Below are 25,821 nucleotides of genomic sequence, written 5' to 3' on the forward strand. Positions count from 1 at the left end.
CTGCGAAAGGCCGGGCAACTTATGGGGTGGCTGTGCAGGTGGTGCGTGGGGATGATGCCAGAGTCCCCGGCGCGTCCGCCAGGGATCGCGGGCATCGTCCGCACCGACGGGAGGCCCCCCGCCGGGGTCCGGTCGACGTCCAGTTCTCCGCCGCCCCGCCCGGCGTCGGCCGTCGGGTCACGGAACGGCACGCCGCTCGCCGACCGTCCGGTAGGACGGCGCGGCGGCCCCCTTCGTGACGGCGTGCCGGGCCGAGACCTTCTGCGCCAGGCCGTACACCAGGGCGACGAGCAGCGCGTGCGGCTGCCCGGGCAGTGCCTGTACGACGACGACCGTGCTGACGCTGACATTGCTCATGCCGCACGCCAGGGTGACCGTGACCCCGGCGCCGGGCGGCACCCGCAGCGCGCGGGCGGTGAGCGAACCCACGAGGAAGGCCGACCGGCACACACCCCACCCCACGACGGCGCAGAGCGCGACGGCCGTCCAGGGCTCCCGGTGCAGCACCGGGACCGCGGCGGTGGCGTTGACGTACGTCAGGGCGAGCATCGCCGCGATCGCCACCAGCGGCGCCCCGGCGAGCAGGCGGCCGGAGACGGCGGCGGGGACGCACCGCCGGGCGAGCAGGCCGAGCGCGCAGGGCAGGGCGACGGCACCGGTGAGCAGCGCACGCGCCTGCCCGGCCGCGCTGTCCACCAGTGCCCGGGTGTGGCCCGCCGACGGCAGGACATGACCCAGCACGCCCAGTGTCGTGGGCATGGTCAGCGGGCTGAGCAGCGCGGACAGCAGGACGACGGCCAGCAGGGCGGTGACCTCGCCGTCCCGGCCGATCCAGACCGTCGCGGCGGCGGCCACGGGCGCCGCCGCGATCAACGCCACGGCGGTCGACAGGCCGCCGGCCGGTCCCCGCAGCCCGGCGCCGTACAGCACCAGGGCGGTGGCCGGCGCCAGGGCGAAGGGGGTCAGCAGATGCGCGGCGAGGCCCGCGAGCACGGCCTTCGGCTGCCGGACGGCGGCCAGGACGCGGCCCGGCGGCACCTGGAAGGCGGCGGCGAAGAGGATGACGAACAGCGCGACGGCCGACGCGTCGAGGCGCGTGCCGAAGAGGCCGGGCGCGGTTTCGCGCAGCCGGGCCCCGGGGCCGGGGACGAGCAGGGCGAGCAGGTAGCAGAGGAGGACGGCGGGGCCGAGACGCCGGTGGAGCCAACCGGACGTCCGGCCGCCACGGGCAGCGTGAGCGGGCATGGGAGTTCCTTGGTGTGCCGCGGGAGGTTTCGGGGGCGCGCGACGGCCGAGCGGGCGCCCCGTACGGGCAGCCCGCGGCCGGGAACTCCCTAGACCCTGAGCGGCGGTTCCGGACGACCGTCGGGCACCCGCCCGGGCACTCGCGGCTCCGAGGGCGGTGGCGGGGCGCTCACCAGCGCGCCCTGGCCCGTGCCGTTCGAGGCGCACGCGTGGGCGCGCGGAGACGGGGCAGGCGCCGGGGGCACCGCGACGTCCGCGCGGCCACCGTGACACCTGGGGCCTGCCGCCTCCCGCACTCCTGCGGCCGTATACCGGGACGCGGCCACGGCCCGGGGCCCGGCCAGGGCCCGGGGCGCCGCCGTGGCGAACGGCCGATGCGGCGTGCCGAGGGCGGACCCGGCCAGGGCCCGCATCCGGGGGCAGCCGCCGAGCGCGGCGGTGAGGACGGCGCAGACGAGCGCGGCGACGAGGAGACCTGTCCAGACAGGCCGGGCGCTCGTCGGCGGTCTCGGTTCCGCACCCCGCACACGCACGCCCCGGACGTTACGACGTCCGCGCGGGAGCGGGGCGTTCACACCACGCGACGCGCTGCCACGTCCCCTCGCACGGGTCCACGGCAGGCCCGCCCGGACCCGGATTTACCTCCGAGGCAAATACCCAGCGGGGTATTTGACCGTCTCGGCGGGACCGTCATAGCTTCGGTCACGGAAACCCCCCGGGGTATTTGAGGGGACAACCAAACCGCTGCAGGAAGGACTCCCACCATGGTCGCGAGCCCCGTACCCGGCACCGAGAAGATCACCGGCCGGCACCGGGTCGCCGTCGTCGGCGGCGGCAGCGCGGGAATCAGCGTCGCCGCCCGGCTGCGCCGCGCGGGCGTCACCGACATCACGCTCGTCGAGCCCTCCGACAGCCACTGGTACCAGCCCCTGTGGACCCTGGTCGGCGGCGGTCAGGCGGCCCTGCGCGACACCCGCCGCGCCGAGGCGTCCGTCATCCCGGACGGGGTGCGCTGGATACGCCGGCACGCCCTCGCCGTCGACCCCGACGCGCGGACGATCGCCCTCTCCGGCGGTGCCGAACTCGCCTACGAGCACCTGGTGATGGCCCCCGGGCTGCAACTGGACTGGGACGCCGTGCCGGGTCTCGCCGAGGCGGTGGGACATGACCGGGTGGCCAGCAACTACGCGCCCGAGTACGCCCCGCGCACCTGGGAGCTGATCAGGAACCTGCGCTCCGGCACGGCGATCTTCACCCACCCGGCCACGCCGCTCAAGTGCGGCGGGGCGCCGCAGAAGATCGCCTACCTGGCCGCCGACCACTGGCGCAGGCGCAAGGTCCTGGACCGCATCCGGATCATCCTCGTGATCCCGGACGCCACCCTGTTCAAGGTGCCCGAGTGGGGCCGTGTCCTGGAGCGGGTCGCCGAGCGGTACGGCATCGAGGTGCGGCTGCGCTCGGAGATGACCGCCGTGGACGGCGACCGCCGCGAGATCACCGTCACCGACCATGCGACCGGCCGCGCGGAGACCATCGGATACGACCTGCTGCACGCCGTGCCCCCGCAGAGCGCGCCCGACTGGGTCAAGCGGAGCCCGCTCGCCGATCCCGCCGCCCCGCTGGGCTTCGTCGCCGCCGACCAGTACACGCTGCAACACCCGCGGTATCCGGAGGTGTTCACACTCGGCGACGTGGCCGACCTGCCGACCTCGAAGACCGGCGCGGCGGTGCGCAAGCAGGCTCCGGTGGTGGCCGCCAACCTGCTCGACGTGATGAAGGGCCGGACGCCCGCGCACCGGTACGACGGCTACACCTCCTGTCCGCTGGTGACCGCCCGCGACCGGATGCTGCTCGCCGAGTTCGACTACGACCTGACGCCCCGGCCCAGCTTCCCGCTGATCGACACCTTCAAGGAACGGCGCGACATGTGGGTCTTCAAGCGGTACCTGCTGCCGCAGATCTACTGGCGCGGCATGCTCACCGGCCGCCTCTGACACCCCCGGCACGCGTACGGAATACCCCCCGGGGTACTCGTGCTATGGTCCATACATACCCCGGGGGGTAATCACCGAAGGGAACGTCCCCGTGTTCTTCATCGACACCATCGAGCTCGAGGGCCTCGGCAACCGCAGCTACCTGGCCGGTGGCCGCCAGGCCGCCGTGGCGGTGGACCCGCCGCGCGACATCGACCAGGTGATGGCGGCGGCGGTGCGACGCGGCGTACGGATCACCCACGTGGTGGAGACCCATGTCCACAACGACTACGTCACCGGCGGGCTGGAACTGGCCCGGGTGACGGGCGCCGCCTATCTGGTACCGGCCGGCGCGCGGGTGTCGTTCGCGCGGGTCCCGGTGGCCGACGGCGACACCGTCACGGTGGACGACGCGCTCGAACTGCGGGCGGTCGCCACCCCCGGCCACACCCCGCACCACACCTCCTACGTCCTGCTGGAGCAGGGCCGCCCGGTGGCCGCGTTCACCGGCGGTTCCCTGCTGATCGGCACGGTGGGCCGGCCCGATCTGGTCGAGCCCCGGCTGACCGAGCGGCTGGCCCGTGCCCAGCACGCCTCCGCCCACCGGCTGGCCGCCGAGCTGCCGGACGAGACATCCGTGCTGCCCACGCACGGCTTCGGCAGCTTCTGCTCCTCCGCGCAGGCCGAGGGCGACACCACCACCATCGGCAAGGAGAAGTCGGCCAACGCCGCGCTCACCACGGACGTCGACTCCTTCGTCGCCCGGCTGCTCGCCGAGCTCGACGACATCCCCGCCTACTACACCCACATGGGCCCGGCCAACGCGGCGGGCCCCGCGCCGGTGGACCTCACCGCACCGGCCGTCGCGGACGCCCGGCAGATCGCGGCCCGGCTCGCGGCCGGCGAGTGGGTCGTGGACCTGCGCAACCGGGTCGCGTTCGCCGAGGGCCATGTCGCCGGATCCTTCAACTTCGAGGCCGACGGCAAGATCGCCACATATCTGGCGTGGCTGATCCCGTGGGGCAAGCCGGTCACGCTGCTCGCCGAGTCCCCCGAGCAACTGGCCTCAGCCCAGCGCGAGTTGGTCCGGGTCGGCATCGACCGGCCGGCCGCCGCCGCCACCGGCGCGCCGACGGAATGGGTGCCCGAAGGCGAGGACCTCGTCTCCTTCCCCCGCGCCACCTTCGCCGCGCTGGCCGAGCGCGGCACGGACGGCGTCGTCGTCCTGGACGTGCGCCGCGACTCCGAACGCGCCGCCGGGCACATCGAGGACTCCGTCCACATCCCGGTCCACCAGCTGCACAAGCGGCTCGGTGAGGTACCGGCGGGCACCGTCTGGGTGCACTGCGCCGGTGGCATGCGGGCCGCCATCGCCGCCTCGCTGCTGCACGCGTCCGGCCGGGACGTGGTGGCCGTGGACGACGGTTTCGACGCCGCCGCGACCGCGGGACTGACCGTGGTCACCGGGTGACCGACCCACTCCCCCACCCGCGCCCCACCCATTCCGATCCGTCCGTTCCGATCCATCCGCCTTCCCGAGAGGTCGAGTGATGTCCCTCCTCCCCCGTGCCGAGGACCGCGTCAGCGCCGCCGAGGCCGTACGGCACACCCGGGGCGCCGCCGCCCCGGCCGTGCCGCCGGACGCACGCGAGCGGCACGAGCGGGCCGCCGGGCACCCGGTCGTCGACGGGCACGGGAACAGCGGTTCCATAGCATGACCGCCCTGATACTCGCGCTCGTCGCCGGTGCCGTGATCGGCCTGGCCCTGGGCGGTCTCGGCGGGGGCGGCAGCGTCCTCGCCGTACCCGCCCTGATCTACCTCCTCGGTTTCACCACGGCCGAGGCGACGACGGCCAGCCTGGTCATCGTCACCCTCACCTCGGTCACGGCGCTGACCGGGCACGCCCGGGACGGCCATGTCGCCTGGCGCACCGGGCTGCTGTTCGCCGCGGCGGGCATCGTGCCCGCGATGGCCGCCGGGGCCGCCGCAAGCCATCTGCCCCAGGCCCTGCTGACCATCGCGTTCTCGGTCATCGCGGCACTCGCCGCGCTGCGTATGCTGCGCCCCGCCCGCACCGCCCCCGGCTCCGGCACCCGGATCAACCCCGGCAAGGCCGGTGCGGTGGGGGCCGGTCTCGGGACGGTGACCGGATTCCTGGGCGTGGGCGGCGGCTTCCTCGCCGTACCGGCGCTGGTGGGTGTGCTCCGGCTGCCCATGCGCACGGCGGTCGGCACCAGCCTGCTGGTCATCACGATCAACTCGCTGGCCGCGCTCGGCGCCCGCGCCGGCACCGGGACACATCTGGACTGGGCGGTCGTCGCGCCGTTCACCGCGGCCGCCATGCTCGGCGCCTGGGACGGAAAACGCCTGGCCAGGAAGGTCCGGGGCGGGACCCTGCAACGTGTCTTCGGCTGCGTGCTGCTCGCCGTCGCACTCTTCATGTTCGCCGACGTACTCGTGTGACATCGCCGTCACAGAGCCCTGGCACAGTGGGGGACGCCGGGCGTCCCCGCACCCTCCCCACTCCCCTGGGTCACTCCCCGTTCCGGGACGCCCTCGACCGCACAAGGACGACACCTGTCATGACGACCCTCACCACGCTCGCTCCCTATCAGGCCAAGGAGCGTCTGCACCAGCTCATCGTGATCGATGTCCGCACCCCGGGCGAGTACGCCGGTGGTCACATACCCGGCGCCCTGAACATCCCGCTGGACCAGCTCGACCGGGCGCTGCCCGAGATCCGCGGCGCCGCCGAGCGCGGCGAGGTCCTCGTGGTGTGCGCCTCGGGTGCCCGCTCCGAGAACGCCTGCCGGAAGCTCGCCGAGCAGGGCGTCCACGCGGCGACCCTCGCGGGCGGCACCGGCGCCTGGGCCGCCCAGGGGCAGCGGCTGGACCACCCCGTGGCCTGTGACGTCAAGGCGGTCTGGAACATGGACCGGCAGGTCCGGCTCACCGCCGGCTCCCTCGTCCTGCTCGGCCTGGCCCTGGGCGAGTTCGTCCACCCGGCCTTCCGGCTGCTGTCCGCCGGTGTGGCGGGCGGTCTGGTGTTCTCCGCCGTGAGCAACACCTGCGGCATGGCCGCCCTGCTCGCCAAGCTGCCCCACAACCGGCCCGCCGCGGCCGACCTGGACGCCACGCTCGCGCGCCTGCGCGGCCTGTGACCGCACGGTTCGTACGGCACGTTCGCCCAGTACGCCGCCGCCCAGTACGCCGCCGCCCGGGGCGGGCATCGGCGTACTGGGCGAAGCCTTCGGATGTTCCCGGCTTACGGTTCGACGCCACCGGCGAGGGTGCCGCTGACGTACGCGGTCACCTTCGTCGCATCGGCGTACGCGGTGTTGGTCGCGTAGCTGTAGTCGTCGCTCTCACTGAAGTTCGACCAGTCCGTCTTGCTCACCCGGCTCTGGATGTCCCCGGTGTCCGCACCCGCCGCGAGGGAGCCCGCGCCGGTGGTGAACCCGATCTCCAGGTAGTGGTCCGCGCCGGACTTCGGCGAGGACAGCGCCACGACCTTCTGCGTGACGTTCGCACAGCCGACGGCCGCATAGTCGCACCACGCGCTGAAGGTGGCAGCGCCGCCGTCACCGGTGAAGTAGTAGCGGATCGTCACCTTCGACAGATCCACCGCGGAACTCCCGGTGTTGACCAGGCGCAGCCCCGGCTTGATGGCGTTGTCCGTCGGCGCGCTGTCGTTGTTCTTGTACTGCGCCTTCACCGCGCCCGTGCCCGGATTGCCACCGCCGCCACCGGACGCGGCCGTGGTCGCCGTCACCGCGCCGGAGGCCGCCGAGACATTGCCCGCCGCGTCCTTCGCCCTCACCGTGTACGAGTACGCCGTCGACGCCGACAGACCACTGTCCGTGTACGACGTCGAGGTGCTGCTACCCACCTTCGTGGGCCCCCGGTACACGTCGTACCCGGTCACCCCCACGTTGTCCGACGACGCCGACCACTTCAGCGACACACTCGAAGCCGTCGTCCCCGACACCGCAAGACCCGTCGGCGCGGTGGGCGCGGTCGTGTCCGTGCCGCCGCCACCGCCCCCGCCGCCGAGGGCGGTCTGCACCGCCGTGTACGCGGGTTTGGTCTGGAGGTTCTCGTCGTAGAGGTCGGCGGCGCCCTGACCCGAGAAGGTGCTCGGCACCCAGGAGTACTTGTCGTCGAAGTCCCAGACCGTGATGCCGACGCAGCGGGTGACCGCGAGGCAGGCGCTGGTGACCTGGCGGTAGTAGTCGGCCTGGGTGGCCAGCTTGGTGCTGTCCGACGGCATCTCCATGCGCACGTCCAGCTCCGTGAAGGCGACGTCGAGCCCGAGGTCGGCGAAGCGCTGGAGGTTCTGCCGCATGTTCGAGGGGAACGAGTACTGGATCGCCAGGTGCCCCTGGAAGCCGATGCCGTCCAGCGGCACGCCCGCCTTCTTCAGGTCACTGGCCAGCTGGTACATGGCGTCGGCCTTGGCGCCGGTGCCGTCGATGTTGTAGTCGTTGATGTACAGCTTGGCGCTGGGGTCGGCGGCGTGCGCGGTGCGCAGCGCGTCCGCGATGTAGTCCTTCCCCATGGCGTTGTAGAAGGCGTCGGTCCGGTACGTGCCGTCGTCGTTGAACGGCTCGTTGACCACGTCCCAGGAGTAGACCTCGCCCTTGTAGTGGGTGGCCTCCTTGGTGATGTGGTTCTCCATGGCGCCCTGGACCTGGGCGGCGGGGAGATTGCTCACCCAGCTGGGCAGCTGGCTGTGCCAGACCAGGTTGTGGCCGCGCACCTGCTGGTTGTGGGCCTGTGCGAACTGGACGATCGCGTCGCCGCCGCTGAAGTTGAACTGGCCCTGCGAGGGCTCCGTGGTGTCCCACTTCATCGAGTTGCCGGGCGTGATCGAGCCGAACTCGCTGCCCAGGACGGCGGTGTAGGCCGAGTCGTTGAGTTCCGGGTTGTCGGTGGCGGAGCCGAAGTACCGGCCGCTCGCCTGGGCGAGCTGGCCCAGGGTGCCGCCCTGGGCGGTGGCCGGGGCGGCACCGGCGGCGAGCAGACCGCATCCGGTGGTCACCAGCGTGGCCAGCGCGACCGCGAGCCCCCCGCCGCGCAAGGGGTGCAGAAGGGATCTCACCACTGTCTCCTTGTCAGTTGGGCTCGGTGCCGCCCGCGAGGGTGCCGTCGACGTAGACGGTCACCTTGGAGGCATCCGCATAGGCGGTGTTGGTCGCGTAGCTGTAGTCGTCGCTCTCGCTGAAGTTGGACCAGTCGCTCTTGTTGATCCGGCTCTGGATGTCACCGGTGCTCGCACCCGCCGCGAGAGAACCGGCACCGGAGGTGAACCCGATCTCCACGTAGTGGTCCGCACCCGACTTCGGCGACGACAGCGCCACGACCTTCTGCGTGACGTTCGAACACCCGACGGCCGCGTAGTCGCACGACGCCGTGAACGTGGACGCACCACCGTCACCGGTGAAGTAGTAGCGGATCGTCACCTTCGACAGATCCACCGCGGAACTCCCCGTGTTCACGACCCGCAGACCCGGCTTGATCTGATTGTCGGTCGGCGCACCGTCGTTGTTCTTGTACTGCACCTTCACCGCACCCGTGCCCGGGTTGCCACCGCCGCCACCGGACGCGGCCGTGGTCGCCGTCACCGCACCCGACGCCGCCGAGACGTTACCCGCCGCATCCTTCGCCTTCACCGTGTACGAGTACGCCGTGGACGCGGTCAGACCACTGTCCGTGTACGACGTCGAGGTCGTGCTGCCCACCTTCGTGGACCCCCGGTACACGTCGTACCCGGTCACCCCCACGTTGTCCGTCGAGGCACTCCACTTCAGCGACACACTCGAACTGGTCGTCGCGGACACCGCAAGACCCGTCGGCGCGGACGGCGCGGTCGTATCCGTCGTACCGCCACCGCCACCACCGGAGCCCTTGGTCGCGTTGAAGGAGAAGCTGTTGCTGGCCAGGCCCTGGCCGCCCTGCCAGATCTCGAAGCCGGCCTCGGCGTCGATCAGGTAGTGCGCGGAGTTGATGGAGCCGCGCGAGACCGCGTCGTCGATCAGGGCCTTGACGTCGAGATTGCTGAACGAGGTGCCGCCGCCCTGGAGGACATAGGAGATGATCTTCCAGGAGGTCTGCTGCCCGGTCCACACGTCCCAGCCGTGCCCGGCGACGTTCGCGGTGGCGGTCTGGCTGCCGAACGGCTGGACGCTGCCCTTGTGGTTGAGCCAGATCATCACCTCCGTGCCGTCGGGCTGACCGTCCGTGGTCGGCGTCGAGTTGAACCAGAGGTCGTACGCGACGTCATAGGCGCCCGACGCCGGCTGCGTGGTCGACCAGGAGGAGGTCGCGCTGCCCAACTGGCTGACCTGGATGGGCAGTCCGCTGCCCGTGGTGCAGGCACCCCAGTGGCAGCCCTTGTAGACCGAGGGGTAGGTCGCCGGGGCGCCGTTGGTGGCCGTGTTGAAGTTCGCCTGGGTGAGCGACCACGCGCCCGAGCTGTTGTCGATGCTCACGCACTGCGTGTCCGACGAGTTCCATTCGTTCTGCTGATAGGTGTACTCCCCGCCTTGGAGGGAGGTCGTCCCGTACTGGGTGCAGTCCGTCGCCGTACCGGCGGACGCCGGCTGCGTGACGACCATGAGCGCACCGAGCAGCAGGGCGGCCACGGTGCCCGCCCACGCGGCCGTGCGCAGCCGTCTCCACGATGACAGCATGTGTGAGGTCTCCTTCGTTCCTTGGCGGATCAGGGCTCGATGCCCCAGGCGAGGGTGCCGTTGACGTACGCGGTGACCTTGGTGGCGTCGCTGTAGGCCGTGTTGGCGCCGTAGCTGTAGTCGTCGCTCTCGCTGAAGTTCGACCAGTCGCTCTTGCTGAGCCGGCTCTGGATGTCACCGGAGTTCGCGCCCGCCGCGAGCGAGCCCGCGCCGGAGGTGAACCCGACCTCCAGATAGTGGTCGGCGCCCGACTTCGGAGAGGACACGGCGACCACCTTCTGTGTGACGTTCGAGGCGCCGACCGCCGCGTAGTCGCACCAGGTGCCGTAGGTGCTCGCACCGCCGTCGCCGGTGAACCAGTACCGCAGGGTGACGGTCGACAGGGCCAGCGCGGCGCTGCCGGTGTTGACCACGCGCAGGCCGGGCTTGATCGCGTTGTCCGTCGCCGCGCTGTCGTTGTTCTTGTACTGCACCTTGAGCGCGCCGGTGCTGCCGCCGCCGGAGCCGGCCTTGGTGGTGGCGGTGACCGCGCCGGAGGCCGCCGAGACGTTTCCGGCCGCGTCCTTCGCCTTGACCGTGTACGAGTACGCCGTCGACGCCTTGAGGCCCGAGTCGGTGAAGGACGTGGTGGCCGCGCTGCCCGCCAGGGTGCCGCCCCGGTAGATGTCGTACCCGGCCACGCCCACGTCGTCGGTCGACGCGGTCCAGGTCAGCGAGACGCTGGTGTCCGTGGTCGCCGACACCGCGAGGTTCGTCGGCACGGTCGGCGGTGTGGTGTCACCGGTGCCGCCGCCGGAGCCTGCGCCGACGATCAGCTCGGCGTAGACGGCGTAGGCCATGGCGATGTCGGCCTGCGCCCAGAAGCGGTGGTAGCTGAAGGTGGGCGCGGAGCCGCCGTTCAGATACGCCTGGACCTTGGGCCAGTCCGGGTCCTTCTTGTACCAGGAGCGGATCGAGAGGAAGGTCGAACTGGAGTTGATCACATCGCCGTTGGGCATCTTGCCGGTCCAGCCCGACGGCACGTAGACCGGGTCGGCGAACCGGCTGTAGTCGGTGCGGGTCTCCGGGGTGGTGATGCCCTTGGCGTCGGCGAACTGCGCCATCGCGTCCAGCAGGTTCTTGGCGAGGGTCGCGGCGGCGGTGTCACCGGACTTGGCGGCGTAGTAGGTGAGCGTCTTGACGTAGGCGGCGGCCACCCCGGTGTCGTTGCCGTGGTCCACGACCGACACATGCAGGCCGGTGTTGGCGGCCGGGCTGCCCGGGTTCCAGGTCTCGGGCTGCCCGGTCCAGCTCAGGTTGCCCGGGATCCGGAAGTCGGTGGCCGAGACGGTGGTCTCGGAGGAGGCCCAGGCGACCCACTTGGCGAGGATCGACTTGGCGGTGGCGTTCCCGCTCACGTAGTAGTACTCGGCGACCCGCTCCAGCGACCAGCACTGGAAGCCGAACCAGTTGTTGCTCGGCGGGTCGTGGTAGACCGGCTGCCAGTCGTAGGCCATGCCGTAGAACGTCGGATCACCGGCCGGCGGGGCGCCGTACTGCCCGTTCCAGCTGTTGGTGGCGCCGCCCGCGATGGCGCCCTCGGCGGACTGGAGCCACTGGTAGAACTCCAGCTGCCGCTGGAGGCTCGCGGACCAGTCGCTCTGGGCGGTGGGCGACTTCGGGGTCAGGCTCGGCACATTGGCCAGCGCCCAGGCGGCCAGCGGGTTCTGGTAGCCCTGGTGGGCGGTGCCGTCGCCGATCCGCCAGGCCCAGCCGCCGCCGTTCTCCGCGCCGCCCCAGGCGTAGTACCAGGCCAGCAGGTAGTGCTCGGAGTCCCGCCCGGAACCGGCGGCGCAGCTCTTCGGATCGGTGCAGTTGCCGATCTTCTTGAAGTACTTGTCGAACAGGGAGTAGCGCAGGTAGTCGCCCATCTTGGCGGCCTTCGCCACGGAGGCGGAGATCGCGGACGCGTTGCCCTGGGCGGTGGCCCACCGGTACGCCCAGTACGCCGCCTGCACCGCGCGGGCGTCGGCGTCGGGGGCGTTGGTGTACTTCCACTGCTGGGAGTAACTGCTGTCCTTGACGAACAGGTCGAGATACCCGTTGGTGCCGCCGTACTTGAACAGATCGGTGGTCGGCTGCGGGATCGTCTCCCACACCGACTCCTGGGCGCCGCGCTGGTAGCTGTTGATGTACGACGGTCCGGACGCGGTGGGCCCGTTCTCGGCGCCGGTGCCCGGCGTGTTGCCGTACCCGTAGATGTTGTCCACGTCCATCAGCCAGTGCATCCCGTAGATGTCCGGGGTGCCGTAGGCCGAGTTCAGCTCGCTCGCGATCGGGTCCTGACCGGAGGAGACCGAACTGTCCAGTGCGGAGGGGTACTTGTTGACGTCGGGCCACTCGGGGATGTAAGTCGCCGGGCTGCTCGCGTTGTAGGAGCTGTTGCTCGGCTGGTCGGTGTGGTTGGGGATGATGTACTTCTCGGCGGTGGCCCACGCGTTGTTGAACGGCGTCCAGTTGCCGGTCACCCGGCCGTAGGTGGCCTCCAGCCAGAACCAGAAGCTGAATGCCTCCGATGTGGTCTGGTGGCCGTGGTCGGGCGCCTCGACGATCAGCGTCTCCACGCAGTGGTAGGGGATGCCCTCGTCGCTGAAGTAGCCGTTCGCCGAGTCCTTGATCTTGTTGTACTGGGTGAGGAAGGCCGTGGTGTACGGGTCGTCGGCGGTCGCCGCGGGGGACGTCGCGGGTTTCCTGGCCGTCGGCGCCGCGTTGGCGAGCGTGGGCGTGACGGCCGCCGCGAACAGGGCTCCGCCGACCGCGGCGGCGAAGCGTCTGCGGGAAAAACCGGGGGCGGACATGGCTTCTCCTGGGGGAAATGGGGGGATCGGGGAGATCGGGGGGATCGGGGGGATCCTGGGAGATCAGGGAGATCAGGGGAAACCCGGCGGATCGGGGGGAGGAGCCGGAGCATGGCGCCACCCCTGATGGGCGCCATGCTCCGGAGACCCGGCCGCGGCCCGGAGCGGGGCGGGCGTGGCGGGGCGGCCGGGTTGCTGCGGGAAGAGCCTCGGCTTACGGCTCGACGCCACCCGCGAGGGTGCCGCCCACGTACACGGTCACCTTGGAGACATCGGCGTACGCGGTGTTGGTCGCGTAGCTGTAGTCGTCGCTCTCGCTGAAGTTGGACCAGTCGCTCTTGTTGATCCGGCTCTGGATGTCACCGGAGTTCGCACCCGCCGCGAGGGAGCCCGCGCCGGAGGCGAAACTGATCTCCACGTAGTGGTCCGCGCCGGACTTCGGCGAGGAGAGCGCCACGACCTTCTGCGTGACGTTCGAGCAGCCGACGGCCGCGTAGTCGCACGACGTGGTGAAGGTGGAGGAACCGCCGTCACCGGTGAAGTAGTAGCGGATCGTCACCTTCGACAGATCCACCGCGGAACTCCCGGCGTTGACGACGCGCAGACCCGGCTTGATCTGGTTGTCGGTCGGCGAGCCGTCGTTGTTCTTGTACTGCACCTTCACCGCACCCGTGCCCGGGTTGCCACCGCCGCCACCGGACGCGGCCGTGGTCGCCGTCACCGCACCCGACGCCGCCGAGACATTGCCCGCCGCGTCCTTCGCCTTCACGGTGTACGAGTACGCCGTTGACGCGGTGAGGCCGCTGTCCGTGTACGACGTCGAGGTCGTGCTGCCCACCTTCGTGGACCCCCGGTACACGTCGTACCCGGTCACCCCCACGTTGTCCGTCGAGGCGGTCCACTTCAGCGACACACTCGAACTGGTCGTCGCGGACACCGCAAGACCCGTCGGCGCGGTGGGCGCGGTCGTGTCCGTACCGCCGCCACCGCCCCCGCCGCCGGAGATGGGCGGGTAGGCGTTCTGGAGCAGCTGCTGGAACTGGGCGGAGAACCAGTGGCCGGCCAGCGGGGCGTTCGGCAGGGCACCGGTCGGGTTGTTGCCGTTGCGCGCGTTGCCCGTGTAGGTCGGGTCGCACATCTGGTCGAAGCCCTTGCCCTCACTGTTGTCGATGGGCTGGCTCGCGCCGTCCGACTCACCCGGGGGCTTGACCCACACATAGGCGTCGATCCCGGAGGCCGGGGCCGCGGTCGGCCGCTCGCCGAGGCCGGCACCGCTCTGGTTGCACCAGTTGCCCGCGTGGATCCGGCGGTCGATCCGGGCGCCGTTGACGTAGTCGTCCACGGACGTCGTCGGGCCGGGGCCGGTCGGCCGGGCGGAGCCGCCCCAGCCGTTGCGGGAGGTGTCGATCAGCATCCCGATGCCGGAGCTGAAGCCCTTCGACACCAGCGTGGTGCGCAGCGCCTGGGCGTAGGACTGCTCGTCGACGTACTGGTTCCAGTCCACCCACTTCGACTGGCGCACCGTCGTACCGTTGACGGAGTCGGTCACCTTGAAGTTGGGCTCCACGGTCGCCGAGTAGTTGGCCGTGTTGACGATGAAGCCCTGCACGTCGTTGACGGTGGCACCGGCGGTGGTGGCGGCCTTGTAGAACTCGTCCGCGGCCGGGCCGAGGTTGGTGTCCCAGCCCAGCCAGCCGTGGTGGCCGGCGTCGATGTAGTTGTACACGTTGGGTATCGCGCCCAGGTGGTTCAGCGCGTAGCCGACGCCGGTCTCGTAGTTGCCGTTCGACTTCATCGTCTCGCACTGCGAGGTCGAGCCGTCGGTGCCGCCCGCGTTGGTGACCAGGTTCGGCAGCGAGTCGGGCTCGACGATGTTGACGATCCGCAGATTGGCGTAGGCCGGGTCGGCGAGGATCTTGGCGATCGGGTCGATGTAGTCGGTCTCGTACCGGCCGATGTCGGTCGGGCCCAGCTCACCGTTGGAGGCGAGCGCGGCGCAGTCCCGGCCCGGCAGGTCGTAGATGACCAGCGTGATCAGGTTGGCGCCCTGGGCCACGGCCTTGTCGAGGTGGGCGCGCAGGCCCATCCGGCCGCTGGCGCCCTGGATGGTCGAGATGCTGTCCAGCCATACCGCGGTCGGCGTGTTGGCGACCGCGCTGCCGCCGGGCTCGGCGGCGGCGTTCGCGGACCACTCCGGGTTCACATAACCCGTCGCGCCCACATAGGGGTTGTCGACCCGGGCGGTGGCGGCCGAGGCGGTCGGCGCGTTGAGCGTCATGGCCAGCGCGGAGCCGAGCGCGAGCGCCGACAGCACCGCGAAGCCGCGGGTGAGCCTTGATCTCGGGGGAGGGAGTGACTTCTTCACCAAGGGTTCCTTCCGTGGGGTGTGGTGGCGCGCGGTACCGCCGTACGGCAGGCCACGCGCCGCTCGGGGGGAGGGAGAACTCAGGGTTCGATGCCGTTCGCGAGGGTGCCGTCGACGTAGACGGTCACCTTGGAGGCATCCGCATAGGCGGTGTTGGTCGCGTAGCTGTAGTCGTCGCTCTCGCTGAAGTTGGACCAGTCGCTCTTGTTGATCCGGCTCTGGATGTCACCGGTGTTCGCACCCGCCGCGAGAGAACCGGCACCGGAGGTGAACCCGATCTCGACGTAGTGGTCCGCACCCGACTTCGGCGACGACAGCGCCACGACCTTCTGCGTGAGGTTCGAACACCCGACGGCCGCGTAATCGCACGACGCCGTGAACGTAGACGCACCACCGTCACCGGTGAAGTAGTAGCGGATCGTCACCTTCGACAGATCCACCGCGGAACTCCCGGTATTGACGACCCGCAGACCCGGCTTGATCTGATTGTCGGTCGGCGCACCGTCGTTGTTCTTGTACTGCACCTTCACCGCACCCGTGCCCGGCGTACCGCCACCACCGCTCGCGGCCGTGGTCGCCGTGATCGCACCGGAGGCCGCTGAGACATTGCCCGCCGCGTCCTTCGCCTTCACCGTGTACGAGTACGCGGTGGACGCGGTGAGGCCGCTGTCCGTGTACGACGTCGACGTCGTGCTGCCCACCTTCGTGGACCCCCGGTACACGTCGTACCCGGTCACCCCCACGTTGTCCGTCGAGGCGGTCCACTTCAGCGACACACTCGAACTGGTCGTCCCCGACACCGCAAGACCCGTCGGCGCGGACGGCGCGGTCGTATCCGTCGTACCGCCGCCACCGCCCCCGCCGCCGGATCCGAATCCGGGGGCCTTGACGGATGCCAGATAGCCGTCCTTGGCGGTGTCGACGGTCTGCCAGTCGTCCTTGAGGATGCCGCCGGTGTCACCGGAGTCGGGGTTCCAGCACCAGAAGGTCCACTGGAAGCTGTCGCCGCCGTACTGCGAGGTCGGGCGGAGGTAGGCGACCAGGGCCTTCAGCCAGGTCTGGTCGGTGGTCGACTGGAGCGTCGAACCGAACTCGCCGACCCAGACGGGGGCGATGTTGTTCTTGAAGAGGTAGCCCCAGTACTTGTCCCAGACGCCGGGCATGTTGCTCGGGAAGGACGGGTCGCTGAACCAGGGCTGGTTGGAGACGCTGGTGGCGTAGTCGTGGGCCGAGTAGACCACGCGGTTGGCGACGTCGAGCTGGACCGGGTAGGTGCCGGCGCCCTCCAGGTTGCCGCCCCACCAGGTGGAGTCGCCGTTGTAGGTCTGGACGCCCTCCACGAAGATCAGCAGGTTGGGGTTGACCGACAGCACCGCGTTGCCGCCGCGCTGGGCCGCGAGCCGCCAGTCGACGGTCGTGTCACCGCAGCCCCAACAGGCCGGATCGTGCGGCTCGTTGTGCAGGTCGATGCCGACGACCGTGGGATTGTTCGCGTAACGGCTCGCCAGCGACTTGAGGTTGGCGAGCCAGGTCGACTCCGGGACGCTGCTCGTGTACCACAGGGCGCTCTGGCCGCTGGAGTCCGGGCGGTGCCGGTCGAGGATGACCTTCAGGCCGATCTGCCCCGAGTAGTCCACGATCTTGTCCAGGACCTGAAGGGAGTCGAGCCCCTGGAGGTCGGCGTTCTTGCCGCTGGAGAAGTCGATGCTGGACGGCACCGTGCCGGACTTGAAGATGTCGTCGGAATAGGGAATGCGCAGCGTGTTGTATCCGGTCGCGGCGATCTGGTCGAGCATGTTCTTGTAATCCCGGGACCACAGGCCGTGGACCACGTGGTTGTCGGTCTCGAACCCGAACCAGTTGATCCCGGCGATACGCACCGAGTTGCCGTTCGCGTCCAGGATCTGACGGCCGCTGGTGTGCCAGTAGCCCGCTCCCGCCGTACCCGCCGCCCGCGCGGGCGCCGCACCGGTCACGGCGACCAGCAGGGCGAGCAGGATCGCGGCCACGACGCCCATGGCCGTCCACCGCCGAGGCGGCCCCAAGTCCGCAGGTCTCATAGCAGCCAACTCCTCTTGTATGGCGTGCCCCCGTGCTGACTTACATCGCTGCCGCACCGTGGCCCTGGCGGGCGGCGGCGCGGTTCGAACGCGGTTCACATGCGGTTCGTGTGCGGTGCGTACGCGGTGATGCCGTGCCGGGGAGCGCCGCCGCCCGGGCCGTCGCCAACTCCGGGTTGTTTCCAAGGGCGTTGAGCGTGGGAGCGCTCCCAGCAAGTGAGGAAAGTAACAACTCGAAACAGCGCTGTGAAGGGGCCGGGCGAAACCTCGGCGCAATGGCGCGTTCACGCGCCCCCTCCGCGCGGGACCCGGCGCGGCCGAGGGTGGCGGGGCGGCACCGCCCGGGACCACGGTGAACTCGCCGCATCCGGCGGCGATGCGCGACGGGGGCGGCGCCTACCGTCGGGTAGCGGCGACGGGCCGTCGGGGGCCGGTCGGCGCGCGGGGCCGAAAGCAAGGCGGAGAAACAGCCATTCGACACGTGCACGGGCGGCGTCGGGTCCGCGCCGCGCGGTGCGCTCCCCCGGGTGCCGCGCCCAGGCACCGGGGCCGCCCCGGCGTGGCGTGCACACGGATGCCGGGGCGGTCCCGGCGTGGCGCACTGCCGCGCGGCCGGATGCCGGGGCGGTCCCGGCGTGGCGCACTGCCGCGCGGCCGGGGCCCGAGACTGCCGGAGTCCGGCGTGCCGGGCCGTCCCGTCACCGGCGTGTCGGTCGCGGCCCTGTCCGGGGGACCGTGCGGCCCGGCACGCCCGGGTCAGGACTCGCCGACCGGGGCGCGTTCATGACGGGTCGTACGCGACCGCCGACGCGCCGTCGTGACGGCGACCGGCGCGCGGGTCGCCGTCACGACCGCTGCCCGCCCCGGACACGCCCGCCCACCCGCCCGCCGCACGGTCACCATGCACCACCGCGCCGCCGCGCCGCCGAACATCCGCGTCCCCAGCCGCGCATCGATACCGGGAAGGACCCCGCTACCGGGGCCCCGCGCCGCGCTCAGGCGGACTCGCGCACCACCAGGTCGGTGGAGAGCACCACATGGCGCCGGATGCCGTTGCGGGACTCGATCTCCTCCAGCAGCACCCGGGCCATGGTGCGGCCCATCTCCTCGGTCGGCTGGCGCACGCTGGTGAGCGGCGGGTCGGCGTGCCGGGCGACCGCGGAGTCGTCGAAGCCGATCAGCGCCACGTCCTCGGGCACCCGCCGCCCCGACTGGCGCAGGACGTGCAGGGCGCCGCTCGCCATGACGTCGGAGGCGGCGAAGACGGCGCCGAGGCGGGGGTGCCGCTCCAGCAGGGCGCGCATGGCGGCGCGGCCGCCCTCCTCGGTGAAGTCGCCGTGGGCCACCAGCGAGGTGTCGCCGCCGAGGCCCGCGGAGTTCATCGCCTGGGTGTAGCCGTCGAGCCGGCAGCGGGCGACGTACATGTCCAGGGGGCCGGTGATGGTGGCGACGGTGCGCCGGCCCAGTCCGAGCAGATGCTCGGCGGCCGACCGCGCGCCCCCGACGTTGTCGGCGTCGACGTACGACATCCATTCCCGCTCCGAGCGGCGGCCGTTGAGCACGGTGGGCACCCGCAGCCGCTCCAGCAGGCTGGGCAGCGGGTCGTTCTCGTGCACGGAGACCAGCAGGACGCCGTCGACGCGGCGGGCCGCCAGGTGCTGGCCCAGGCGCTGGCGTTCGCGCGGGGTGCGGATCAGGGTGAGCAGCAACTGCATGTCCGTGTCGGCGAGTTCGGTGCTCACACCGCGCACGATGTCCAGGAAGTACGGCTCGGCGCCCAGCCTGGTCTCCGACTCGGGGATGACCAGGGCGACCGCGTCCGTGCGGTCGGCGGCCAGCGCGCGGGCGGCACGATTGGGCACGTAGCCCAGCTCGGCGATCGCCGCCTCCACCGCCGCCCGCGCCTGGGCGCTCACATGCGGGGAGCCGTTGACCACCCGCGAGACCGTGCCCCGCCCGACACCGGCCCGCGCGGCGACCATCTCCAGCGTCGGCCGGCCGCCCCGCCCCTCGCCCGCAGTCATCGCGCCCTTGCCCGTCACCATGGATGACAACCCGTCAGTCGCACCGACTCGAAGTGTTCGTTCCCTTGACACGCCCGCGGGAACGGTGGACCTTCATTATGCCAATCTGGGAGCGCTCCCACGGGAGCGCTCCCAGATAAAAGCCGGTTCGATCGAGCCGCAGCCCGCGGCGCGGCGGGTGAACGCGGGGTTCCGCAGGAGGCACGGGCGCGACGCGGGACGGCGCGGCGGGCAGGGGGGGGGAGGGGGGTCCGGCCGGGGACGAAAAACCGCTGAAAGGCAAAACCCAAGGGGAGAAATAAAACGGACACCGGCTCCCGGCGGCCGGGCGCGTCGCGGGGCGCCCGGCCGGGACCGAACCCTCGCGTAAAGGCACAATCAGAGGGAAGACGGACAGCGGATGCCGGCTCCCGAGGTGCCGGGAGGTGCTCATGCCGGAGGATCCGCGGCGGTCGTCGGCCGGGAGCCGGTTCGCCGGACCGGAGGCGATCGAGGGACTGCCGGACGCGATGACGTCCGAAAAACTGGGTGCCCGGGTGCGGCAGCTGGCCCTCGGGCAGCGCCGGTTGCGGCGGCTGCTGGACGCGGTGGTGGCGATCAGCGCGGACATGGAGCCCCGTGCCGTACTGGAGCACATCGTGGCGGCGGCCGCCGACCTGGTCGGCGCGCGGTACGGCGCGCTGGGCGTCCTCGGCCCGCGGGGGGACTTCGTCGATCTGGTCACCGTGGGGGTGGACGAGGAGCGGATGCTGGCGGCCGAGGGGCTGCCCCAGGGGCACGGGCTGCTGATCGGGCTGATCACCGACCGCGAGCCCCTGCGGGTCGACGACATCCAGGCCGATCCCCGCTCGGTCGGCTTCCCGCCCTGCCATCCGAGGATGACCACCCTGCTGGGTGTTCCGCTGACCGTGCGGGAGACGGTGTACGGCAATCTCTACCTGGCGGACAAGGAGGACGGCACACCGTTCACGGACGACGACGAGGCCATCCTGACCGCGCTGGCCAGCGCCGCGAGCGTCAGCATCGAGAACGCCCGGCTCTACCAGGACCTCAAGCGGGCGGCGATGCACTTCCAGCTGCGCATGCTGCCCGACCTGCCGGACCTGAGCCCGCTCGGGTGCGCGCTGCGCTACGAACCGGCCTCCGACCTGCCCCGCCTCGGCGGGGACTGGTGCGACGCCGTGCTCCTGCCGGACGGCGGCGTCTGCGTCGTGATCGGCGATGTCACCGGCCACGCCGTGGCGGCCGCCCCGATCATGGCGCAGATCCGCAACATGCTGCGCGCGCTGGTCTTCGACCACCGCGGGCCGCCCAGCCTGGTCGTCTCGAAGCTGGACCGCGCCCTGACGATGTTCGCCGAGCCGCCCACCGCCACCCTGGTGCTCACCCAGCTGGAGCGCGTCGCCGACGAGTACGTCCTGCGCTGGAGCAACGCGGGGCATCCCCCGCCGCTGCTGCTGCACCCCGATCGCGGCGCCCGCTTCCTCTCGCCGGCCCGCCACGGCATCCCGGTGGGCGTCGACCCGGCCGTCCCCCGGTACGACCACGCACAGCGGCTTCCCGCGGGCAGCACCCTGCTGCTGTTCACCGACGGACTGGTGGAGCGCCGGGACGAGGACATCGACGCGAGCATGGCGGCGCTGGCGGATCAGGCCATGGGCCTGCTCGACGGCCCGCTGGAGCGGCTGTGCGCGGAGCTGGTCACAGGGCGCGGCCAGCTGTTCGACGACGATGTCACCCTGCTCGCCCTGCGCGTGCCGGACCACCGGGCGCGCTGAGACGCCCGGTGGTCCGGTCCTCCAGGGCTGGCGGGCCGGTCAGAACTTGGGATCGGGTGACTGGGCCCTGACCAGTTCGACTGCCTCGGCCTCCGACTCCACGGAGGGCGGGGAACCCTCCAGCGGCTGGTTCGCCGTCTCCTTCATGGCCAGCACCGCGATGACGCCCACGGCCGCCGCGCCCATGGCGTAGAACGCCGGCATCAGATTGGTGTGGAAGACGCCGATCAGGGCCGTGATCACCAGCGGGGTGGTGCCGCCGAAGAGCGAGGCGGAGAAGTTGTAGGCGACCGAGAGGGAGCCGTAGCGGACATGCGTCGGGAAGATCGCCGGGAGGGCGGCCGACATCGTGCCGAGCATCGCCACCAGGGACAGGCCCATCAGCAGCAGGCCCAGGGTGATCAGGACGATGTCGCCCTGCCGGATGAGCAGGAACGACGGCACGGACAGGACCAGGAAGCCGAGCATTCCCGTCATCAGCAGCGGTTTACGGCCGAAACGGTCGGAGAGGCGGCCGACCTGGTTGATGACGCACATCTGGAGGACCATCACGATCAGCAGGATCAGCAGCCCGTGGTTGGTGTCGTAGCCGAGCTCGTCGGACAGATAGGTCGGCATGTACGACAGCAGCATGTAGTCGGTGATGTTGTACGCGGCCACGAGGGCGACGCACAGCAGCAGCGGCCGCCAGTAGCGGGTGAAGATCTTGCCGAGGTCGGCGGCGGCCGAGGTCTCCACCGCGTCGGCGGCCTCGGTGGCCCTGGCCTGGCCGCCCTCCAGCTTCTGGAAGGCGGGCGTCTCGTCCAGCTTGAGCCGCAGATACAGACCGATGAAGCCGAGCGGGGCCGCGACCAGGAAGGGGATGCGCCAGCCCCAGTGCAGCATCTGGTCGTCGCTGAGCAGGCTGGTCAGGGCGACGACGAGGCCGGACGCCCCGACGTACCCGGCGAGCGTGCCGAACTCCAGGAAGCTGCCGAAGTAACCGCGCCGTTTGTCGGGCGCGTACTCCGCGATGAAGGTGGAGGCGCCGCCGTACTCACCGCCGGTCGAGAAGCCCTGCACCAGCCGGAAGAAGATCAGCAGGGCCGGGGCCCATATGCCGATCGTGCCGTGCGAGGGGATCAGGCCGATGGCGAAGGTGCCGATGGCCATCATGATCATGGTGAGGGCGAGGATCGTCTTGCGGCCGATCTTGTCGCCGAGCGGCCCGAGGACCATGCCGCCGATGGGCCGCACCAGGAAGGCGACCGCGAAGGTCGCGAAGGTGCTCAGCAGCTGGGCGGTGTGATTGTCCGAGGGGAAGAAGACCTTGCCCAGGGTCGCGGCCAGATAGCTGTAGATACCGAAGTCGTACCACTCCATCGCGTTACCGAGGGCGGCCGCCTTGGTGGCGCGTTTGACGGCCGGTTCGTCGGTCACCGTGATGTCGCTGCGGCGCAGCTTCGGGTGGCGTCGCTTCTCGATGGCGCGAAAGAGCATCCGATGGCGCCTGACCGCGGCGGGATCCACCGGATCCACCGGGTTCTCATGGTCAGTCGCCGTCATCACGGTGTTCCTTTCGCCGGTCACATTGCACAAGCCAACGCCTGCACAGATCTCGCGCGCTCAAACCAACCGCTCCGTACGGCGCCCACTCGGCTACTCTGAGTGGATGACGCTCCGGTCCGGTGGTCCTCAGGGGATGTCGCCGCTCCAGTCGAGACGGGTGCGGTCACCGGGGCGCGGGGTGTATATCGCCCGGCCGCCGATGCCGTACCGGCCCAGCTCGGTGCGCAGCGGGACGCCCGCGGCGGGGGCCTCACCGGCCCGGTCGGTGATGTCCAGGAGCAGGCCGTCCAGGGGGCCGCCGACCAGTTGGGCGTATCTGCGGTCGGGGCGTGGGCCGGGGTCGTCGTGGTCGTGGCCGTAGACCCGGCCGCGCAGCAGCTGCTCGTCGTCGCCGTTCATGGTCCAAGCCTCGCAGCCGGCACTGACAACGGGATCTTGGCTACGCCGTCGCGCAGGTACGCCCGGGCGGACTTTCTTCCCGTCCTTTGCGGTTGCAGCTAGAGGTGTGTGCACGTGCCCCGGTCGGGGAACCTGAATCCTTCAGGCGGGGCGCCAGCGGAGAGGAGCCCAGGTGACTACGTCGACGTCAGCGGCAGGCGGCCGCGGCCAGGGGGCTCAGGACACCGGCTACCAGCCGGATCCGCGCCGGTGGCGAGCCCTGTGGGTGACGCTGGTGGCCGGTTTCATGAGCCTGCTGGACGTCACGATCGTGGCGGTCGCCCTGCCCACCGTCCAGCGCGATCTCGGGGCCTCCCCCGCCCAGGTGCAGTGGGTGGTGTCCGGATACGCGCTCACCTTCGCCCTCGCCCTCGTGACCGCCGGGCGGCTCGGCGACGCCCTGGACCGGCGCCGCATATTCCTGTGCGCGCTCAGCGCCTTCGTGCTGTTCAGCGCGGCCTGCGGGGCGGCCCCGAACATCACGCTGCTGGTGGTGGCCCGCCTCGCGCAGGGCCTCGCGGCCGGCTTCATGGCGCCCCAGAACTCCGCGCTCATCCAGCAGCTGTTCCGGGGCGCGGAACGCGGCCGGGCCTTCGGCTTCTTCGGCGCGACCGTCGGCATCTCCTCCGCCGTCGGGCCCATCACCGGCGGCGCCATCCTGGCACTGGCCTCCGGTGCCGACGGCTGGCGGTGGATCTTCTACGTCAATGTGCCCATCGGCATTCTAGCCGTGCTGCTCGGCCGCCGGCTGCTGCCCCGCGTCCAGGGCTCCGGGCGGGGCCATGTGGACGCCACCGGTGTCCTGCTCCTCGGCCTCGGGGTGCTCGCGCTGATGTACCCGCTGGTCCAGGCGGACTCCGGCGGGATCGAGCGGCTGTGGTGGCTGTTCCCGGTCGGTGTCGTCGTGCTCCTCGCCTTCGCCCAGTGGCAGCGGCGTCTGGTGGCCAGGGGCGATCAGCCGCTGCTGGATCCGCGGCTGTTCAGCACCGTGCGCGGCTACGCGGTCGGCGCGGGCGTCGGCACGCTGTACTTCATCGGTTTCAGCGGGGTGTGGCTGGTCTTCGCGCTCTTCTACCAGCACGGACTGGGCTTCTCCCCGCTGCGCTCCGGACTCGCCGTGACCCCCTTCGCGGTGGGCTCGGCGTTCGCCGCCGTGGTGGCGGGGCGGATGGTCGAGCGGCTGGGGCGGCTGCTCACCGTGTGCGGTCTGGTGGGCGTGATCCTCGGCCTGGGCGGCACCGCGCTGCTGCTGCACTACGCGGATCTCGGCACCGCCCCCTGGGTCGCCGCCCCGGTGCTGTTCCTCGGCGGGATCGGCGGTGGCTTCGTGGTCTCGCCCAACTTCACGATGACGCTGCGGGACGTGCCGGTCCGCATGGCGGGCGCGGCGGGCGGCGCGCTCCAGACCGGGCAGCGGCTCGGCGCGGCGGTGGGTACGGCCGCGCTGCCCGGCCTCTACTACCTGGTGCTCGGCCGGCACCAGGACTACCGCGCCGCCGTCGTCATCGCGCTGGGCGCCGCGCTCATCGGCATGGTGGCGTCCCTGGCGCTCGCCACGTTCGACTGGCAGCGGGACCGGCGGGCACGGTCCGGGGGCGGGAAGCGTCCGCAGGAGGTGGCGGACGATCCGGTGCGCTCGGGGCAGTCCTGACGGGCATCCGGCGGCGGGTCGGGGGGGCGCCCGGCGGGCCGGAGGCAGCTCGCCCAGCGGGACGGAGGCGGCTCGCCCGACGGGACGGAGGCGGCTCGCCCGGCGGGACGGATCGGCGGTCAGAAACGGCTCCCCCAACAGATCGGAGCGGCGCGTCGGAAACGGCTCACCCAACAGGTCGGGATGCGGCTCGCCCGGCACGTCGGAAGCGACTCCCCCGACGGGACGGACTCGGCGGTCGGAAGCGGCGCGCCCGGCGACTCAGACCGGCGCGTCGGAAACGGCTCGCCCGCGCGGGGCGGACCGGCAGGTCGGAAGCGGCTCACCCGGCGGCTCAGAAGAAGCCGCCGTCCACACGGAGCGTACGGCCGGTCATGTACGCGGCGTCGTCGCTGGCCAGGTAGGCGTAGCCCGCGGCGATCTCCTCGGGTGTGGCCAGGCGGCCGAGCGCGCCGTGCACCGACAGCCACTGGCCGAGCGGCATCTCGCCGCGCAGCAGGGGGTGCTGGTATCCGGCCGAGTTCTCGGTGGCCATGTCGGTGTCGGTGCCGCCGGGGGCGATGGCGTTGATGGTGATGCCGCGCCGGCCCAGCTCGGCGGAGAGGTTGAGGACCATGGACTCCACGGCGGCCTTGGACGCGGCGTACAGGGTGTGCTCGAAGACCGCGCGGGACGCGCTGACCGAGGAGGTGAGCACGATCCTGCCGCCCTCCCCCATCCGGGCGGCCGCGTGCTGGGCCGCGAACAGCTGGCCGCGGGTGTTCACGGCGAAGACGCGGTCGAAGTCGGCCGGGGTGAGATCCGCCAGGGCCCCGAAGTGCTCGATGCCCGCGCAGGAGGCCAGCACGTCCAGTCGGCCGAACTCCGTGACCGCGCGCTCGATCAGCGCCTCGCTCTGGCCGGGATCGACCACGTCCGCGCCATGGGCCAGGGCCTTGCCGCCGTCCGCCTCGATCGCGGAGACCAGCGCGTCGGCCGCCGCCCGGTTGCTCCGGTAGCCGATGACGACGGCCGCCCCCTCGGCCGCCAGGCGCCTGGCCACCGCCGCCCCGATCCCCCGGCTGCCACCGGTCACCACCGCGACCCTGTCCACGAAACGCCCGGTGTCCCTTGCCGTCATGGAAGTCATCCTTTCCGTCCTTCACGGAGCCGTCGCCGCCAGTGTCCAACGACGGCCGCGCACAGGCGAGTTACGCATGGCTCGATAAC

General features: G+C 71.4%; 16 protein-coding genes and 2 pseudogenes. 7 read left to right on the forward strand and 11 right to left on the reverse strand.

The genetic code is table 11. The annotated features are described in order from the left end of the window. Positions 1–177: 177 nt before the first annotated feature. Positions 178–1,245 carry a sodium-dependent transporter gene (locus tag ACLF5H_RS32295; protein WP_421679563.1) on the reverse strand — a complete coding sequence of 356 codons (1,068 nt, stop codon included), beginning with the start codon at positions 1,243–1,245 and terminating at the stop codon, positions 178–180. 764 nt (positions 1,246–2,009) lie between these two features. On the opposite strand from ACLF5H_RS32295, the gene ACLF5H_RS32300 reads away from it, so the two are divergent. From ACLF5H_RS32300 to ACLF5H_RS32320, 5 genes are all read left to right on the forward strand, one after another. Further along, positions 2,010–3,239 (forward strand): FAD-dependent oxidoreductase, encoded by a 1,230-nt coding sequence (locus tag ACLF5H_RS32300; protein WP_421679564.1) that lies wholly within the window; start codon positions 2,010–2,012, stop codon positions 3,237–3,239. 91 nt (positions 3,240–3,330) lie between these two features. Continuing rightward, a complete protein-coding gene (locus ACLF5H_RS32305; RefSeq protein WP_421679565.1) occupies positions 3,331–4,689 on the forward strand; it encodes an MBL fold metallo-hydrolase in 1,359 nt (452 codons plus the stop codon). A 79-nt stretch (positions 4,690–4,768) separates the two neighbouring features. Beyond that, entirely contained in the window at positions 4,769–4,936 is a 168-nt protein-coding gene (locus ACLF5H_RS32310; RefSeq protein ID WP_421679566.1) for a hypothetical protein, read from the forward strand. Further along, the gene (locus ACLF5H_RS32315) at positions 4,933–5,682 is read left to right on the forward strand and encodes a sulfite exporter TauE/SafE family protein (RefSeq protein WP_421679567.1); all 750 of its coding nucleotides are present in this window, start codon (positions 4,933–4,935) and stop codon (positions 5,680–5,682) included. The genes ACLF5H_RS32310 and ACLF5H_RS32315 overlap by 4 nt, the downstream gene beginning before the upstream one ends. A 119-nt stretch (positions 5,683–5,801) precedes the next feature. Beyond that, entirely contained in the window at positions 5,802–6,380 is a 579-nt protein-coding gene (locus ACLF5H_RS32320) for a rhodanese-like domain-containing protein (RefSeq protein ID WP_421679568.1), read from the forward strand. A gap of 104 nt (positions 6,381–6,484) precedes the next feature. On the opposite strand, the gene ACLF5H_RS32325 is transcribed toward ACLF5H_RS32320, so the two are convergent. The 7 genes and pseudogenes from ACLF5H_RS32325 to ACLF5H_RS32355 form a co-directional block, all read right to left on the reverse strand. Then, complete coding sequence (locus tag ACLF5H_RS32325; protein ID WP_421679569.1) at positions 6,485–8,320, reverse strand: endo-1,4-beta-xylanase; 1,836 nt, start codon at positions 8,318–8,320, stop codon at positions 6,485–6,487. Between the two features lie 13 nt (positions 8,321–8,333). Beyond that, positions 8,334–9,119, reverse strand: a pseudogene (locus tag ACLF5H_RS32330) (cellulose binding domain-containing protein); the annotation flags it as partial. A 30-nt stretch (positions 9,120–9,149) separates the two neighbouring features. Continuing rightward, positions 9,150–9,911: pseudogene (locus ACLF5H_RS32335) on the reverse strand (GH12 family glycosyl hydrolase domain-containing protein); the annotation flags it as partial. A 29-nt stretch (positions 9,912–9,940) separates the two neighbouring features. After that, on the reverse strand, positions 9,941–12,748 hold the full coding sequence (locus ACLF5H_RS32340; protein WP_421679570.1) for a glycoside hydrolase family 48 protein: 2,808 nt from the start codon (positions 12,746–12,748) through the stop codon (positions 9,941–9,943). 214 nt (positions 12,749–12,962) lie between these two features. After that, positions 12,963–15,026: a glycoside hydrolase family 6 protein gene (locus tag ACLF5H_RS32345; protein WP_421679675.1), complete on the reverse strand. Its 2,064-nt coding sequence runs from the start codon at positions 15,024–15,026 to the stop codon at positions 12,963–12,965. A gap of 167 nt (positions 15,027–15,193) precedes the next feature. After that, positions 15,194–17,173: a cellulase family glycosylhydrolase gene (locus ACLF5H_RS32350; RefSeq protein ID WP_421679571.1), complete on the reverse strand. Its 1,980-nt coding sequence runs from the start codon at positions 17,171–17,173 to the stop codon at positions 15,194–15,196. Positions 17,174–18,168: 995 nt separating this feature from the next. After that, positions 18,169–19,197, reverse strand: coding sequence for a LacI family DNA-binding transcriptional regulator (locus ACLF5H_RS32355; RefSeq protein ID WP_421679676.1), 1,029 nt, complete (start codon positions 19,195–19,197; stop codon positions 18,169–18,171). Between the two features lie 431 nt (positions 19,198–19,628). Between ACLF5H_RS32355 and ACLF5H_RS32360 the strand changes: the two genes are divergently transcribed. Further along, on the forward strand, positions 19,629–20,975 hold the full coding sequence (locus ACLF5H_RS32360; RefSeq protein ID WP_421679572.1) for a PP2C family protein-serine/threonine phosphatase: 1,347 nt from the start codon (positions 19,629–19,631) through the stop codon (positions 20,973–20,975). Between the two features lie 39 nt (positions 20,976–21,014). On the opposite strand, the gene proP is transcribed toward ACLF5H_RS32360, so the two are convergent. Together proP and ACLF5H_RS32370 are read right to left on the reverse strand one after the other, a co-directional pair. After that, positions 21,015–22,520, reverse strand: coding sequence for a glycine betaine/L-proline transporter ProP (gene proP / locus ACLF5H_RS32365; protein WP_421679573.1), 1,506 nt, complete (start codon positions 22,518–22,520; stop codon positions 21,015–21,017). Between the two features lie 129 nt (positions 22,521–22,649). Next, positions 22,650–22,922 carry a hypothetical protein gene (locus ACLF5H_RS32370; protein WP_421679574.1) on the reverse strand — a complete coding sequence of 91 codons (273 nt, stop codon included), beginning with the start codon at positions 22,920–22,922 and terminating at the stop codon, positions 22,650–22,652. 172 nt (positions 22,923–23,094) lie between these two features. Between ACLF5H_RS32370 and ACLF5H_RS32375 the strand changes: the two genes are divergently transcribed. Next, positions 23,095–24,612 carry an MFS transporter gene (locus ACLF5H_RS32375; protein WP_421679575.1) on the forward strand — a complete coding sequence of 506 codons (1,518 nt, stop codon included), beginning with the start codon at positions 23,095–23,097 and terminating at the stop codon, positions 24,610–24,612. Between the two features lie 334 nt (positions 24,613–24,946). Here the strand turns inward: ACLF5H_RS32375 and ACLF5H_RS32380 are convergent, their stop codons facing one another. Further along, positions 24,947–25,732: an SDR family NAD(P)-dependent oxidoreductase gene (locus ACLF5H_RS32380; RefSeq protein WP_421679576.1), complete on the reverse strand. Its 786-nt coding sequence runs from the start codon at positions 25,730–25,732 to the stop codon at positions 24,947–24,949. Positions 25,733–25,821: the final 89 nt, after the last annotated feature.

The sequence above is a fragment of the Streptomyces sp. LaBMicrA B280 genome, from assembly GCF_049222185.1.
GTDB classification, from domain to species: Bacteria; Actinomycetota; Actinomycetes; order Streptomycetales; family Streptomycetaceae; genus Streptomyces; species Streptomyces murinus.

What these genes read in the sequence shown, in the direction of transcription:
- ACLF5H_RS32315 (WP_421679567.1), top strand. Translation starts at nt 4,933, where the DNA reads ATGACCGCCCTGATACTCGCGCTCGTCGCCGGTGCCGTGATCGGCCTG.
- proP (WP_421679573.1), bottom strand. Translation starts at nt 22,520, where the DNA reads ATGACGGCGACTGACCATGAGAACCCGGTGGATCCGGTGGATCCCGCC.
- ACLF5H_RS32310 (WP_421679566.1), top strand. Translation starts at nt 4,769, where the DNA reads ATGTCCCTCCTCCCCCGTGCCGAGGACCGCGTCAGCGCCGCCGAGGCC.
- ACLF5H_RS32320 (WP_421679568.1), top strand. Translation starts at nt 5,802, where the DNA reads ATGACGACCCTCACCACGCTCGCTCCCTATCAGGCCAAGGAGCGTCTG.
- ACLF5H_RS32345 (WP_421679675.1), bottom strand. Translation starts at nt 15,026, where the DNA reads ATGACGCTCAACGCGCCGACCGCCTCGGCCGCCACCGCCCGGGTCGAC.
- ACLF5H_RS32370 (WP_421679574.1), bottom strand. Translation starts at nt 22,922, where the DNA reads ATGAACGGCGACGACGAGCAGCTGCTGCGCGGCCGGGTCTACGGCCAC.
- ACLF5H_RS32360 (WP_421679572.1), top strand. Translation starts at nt 19,629, where the DNA reads ATGCCGGAGGATCCGCGGCGGTCGTCGGCCGGGAGCCGGTTCGCCGGA.
- ACLF5H_RS32380 (WP_421679576.1), bottom strand. Translation starts at nt 25,732, where the DNA reads ATGACGGCAAGGGACACCGGGCGTTTCGTGGACAGGGTCGCGGTGGTG.
- ACLF5H_RS32295 (WP_421679563.1), bottom strand. Translation starts at nt 1,245, where the DNA reads ATGCCCGCTCACGCTGCCCGTGGCGGCCGGACGTCCGGTTGGCTCCAC.
- ACLF5H_RS32355 (WP_421679676.1), bottom strand. Translation starts at nt 19,197, where the DNA reads ATGACTGCGGGCGAGGGGCGGGGCGGCCGGCCGACGCTGGAGATGGTC.
- ACLF5H_RS32300 (WP_421679564.1), top strand. Translation starts at nt 2,010, where the DNA reads ATGGTCGCGAGCCCCGTACCCGGCACCGAGAAGATCACCGGCCGGCAC.
- ACLF5H_RS32340 (WP_421679570.1), bottom strand. Translation starts at nt 12,748, where the DNA reads ATGTCCGCCCCCGGTTTTTCCCGCAGACGCTTCGCCGCCGCGGTCGGC.
- ACLF5H_RS32350 (WP_421679571.1), bottom strand. Translation starts at nt 17,173, where the DNA reads ATGAGACCTGCGGACTTGGGGCCGCCTCGGCGGTGGACGGCCATGGGC.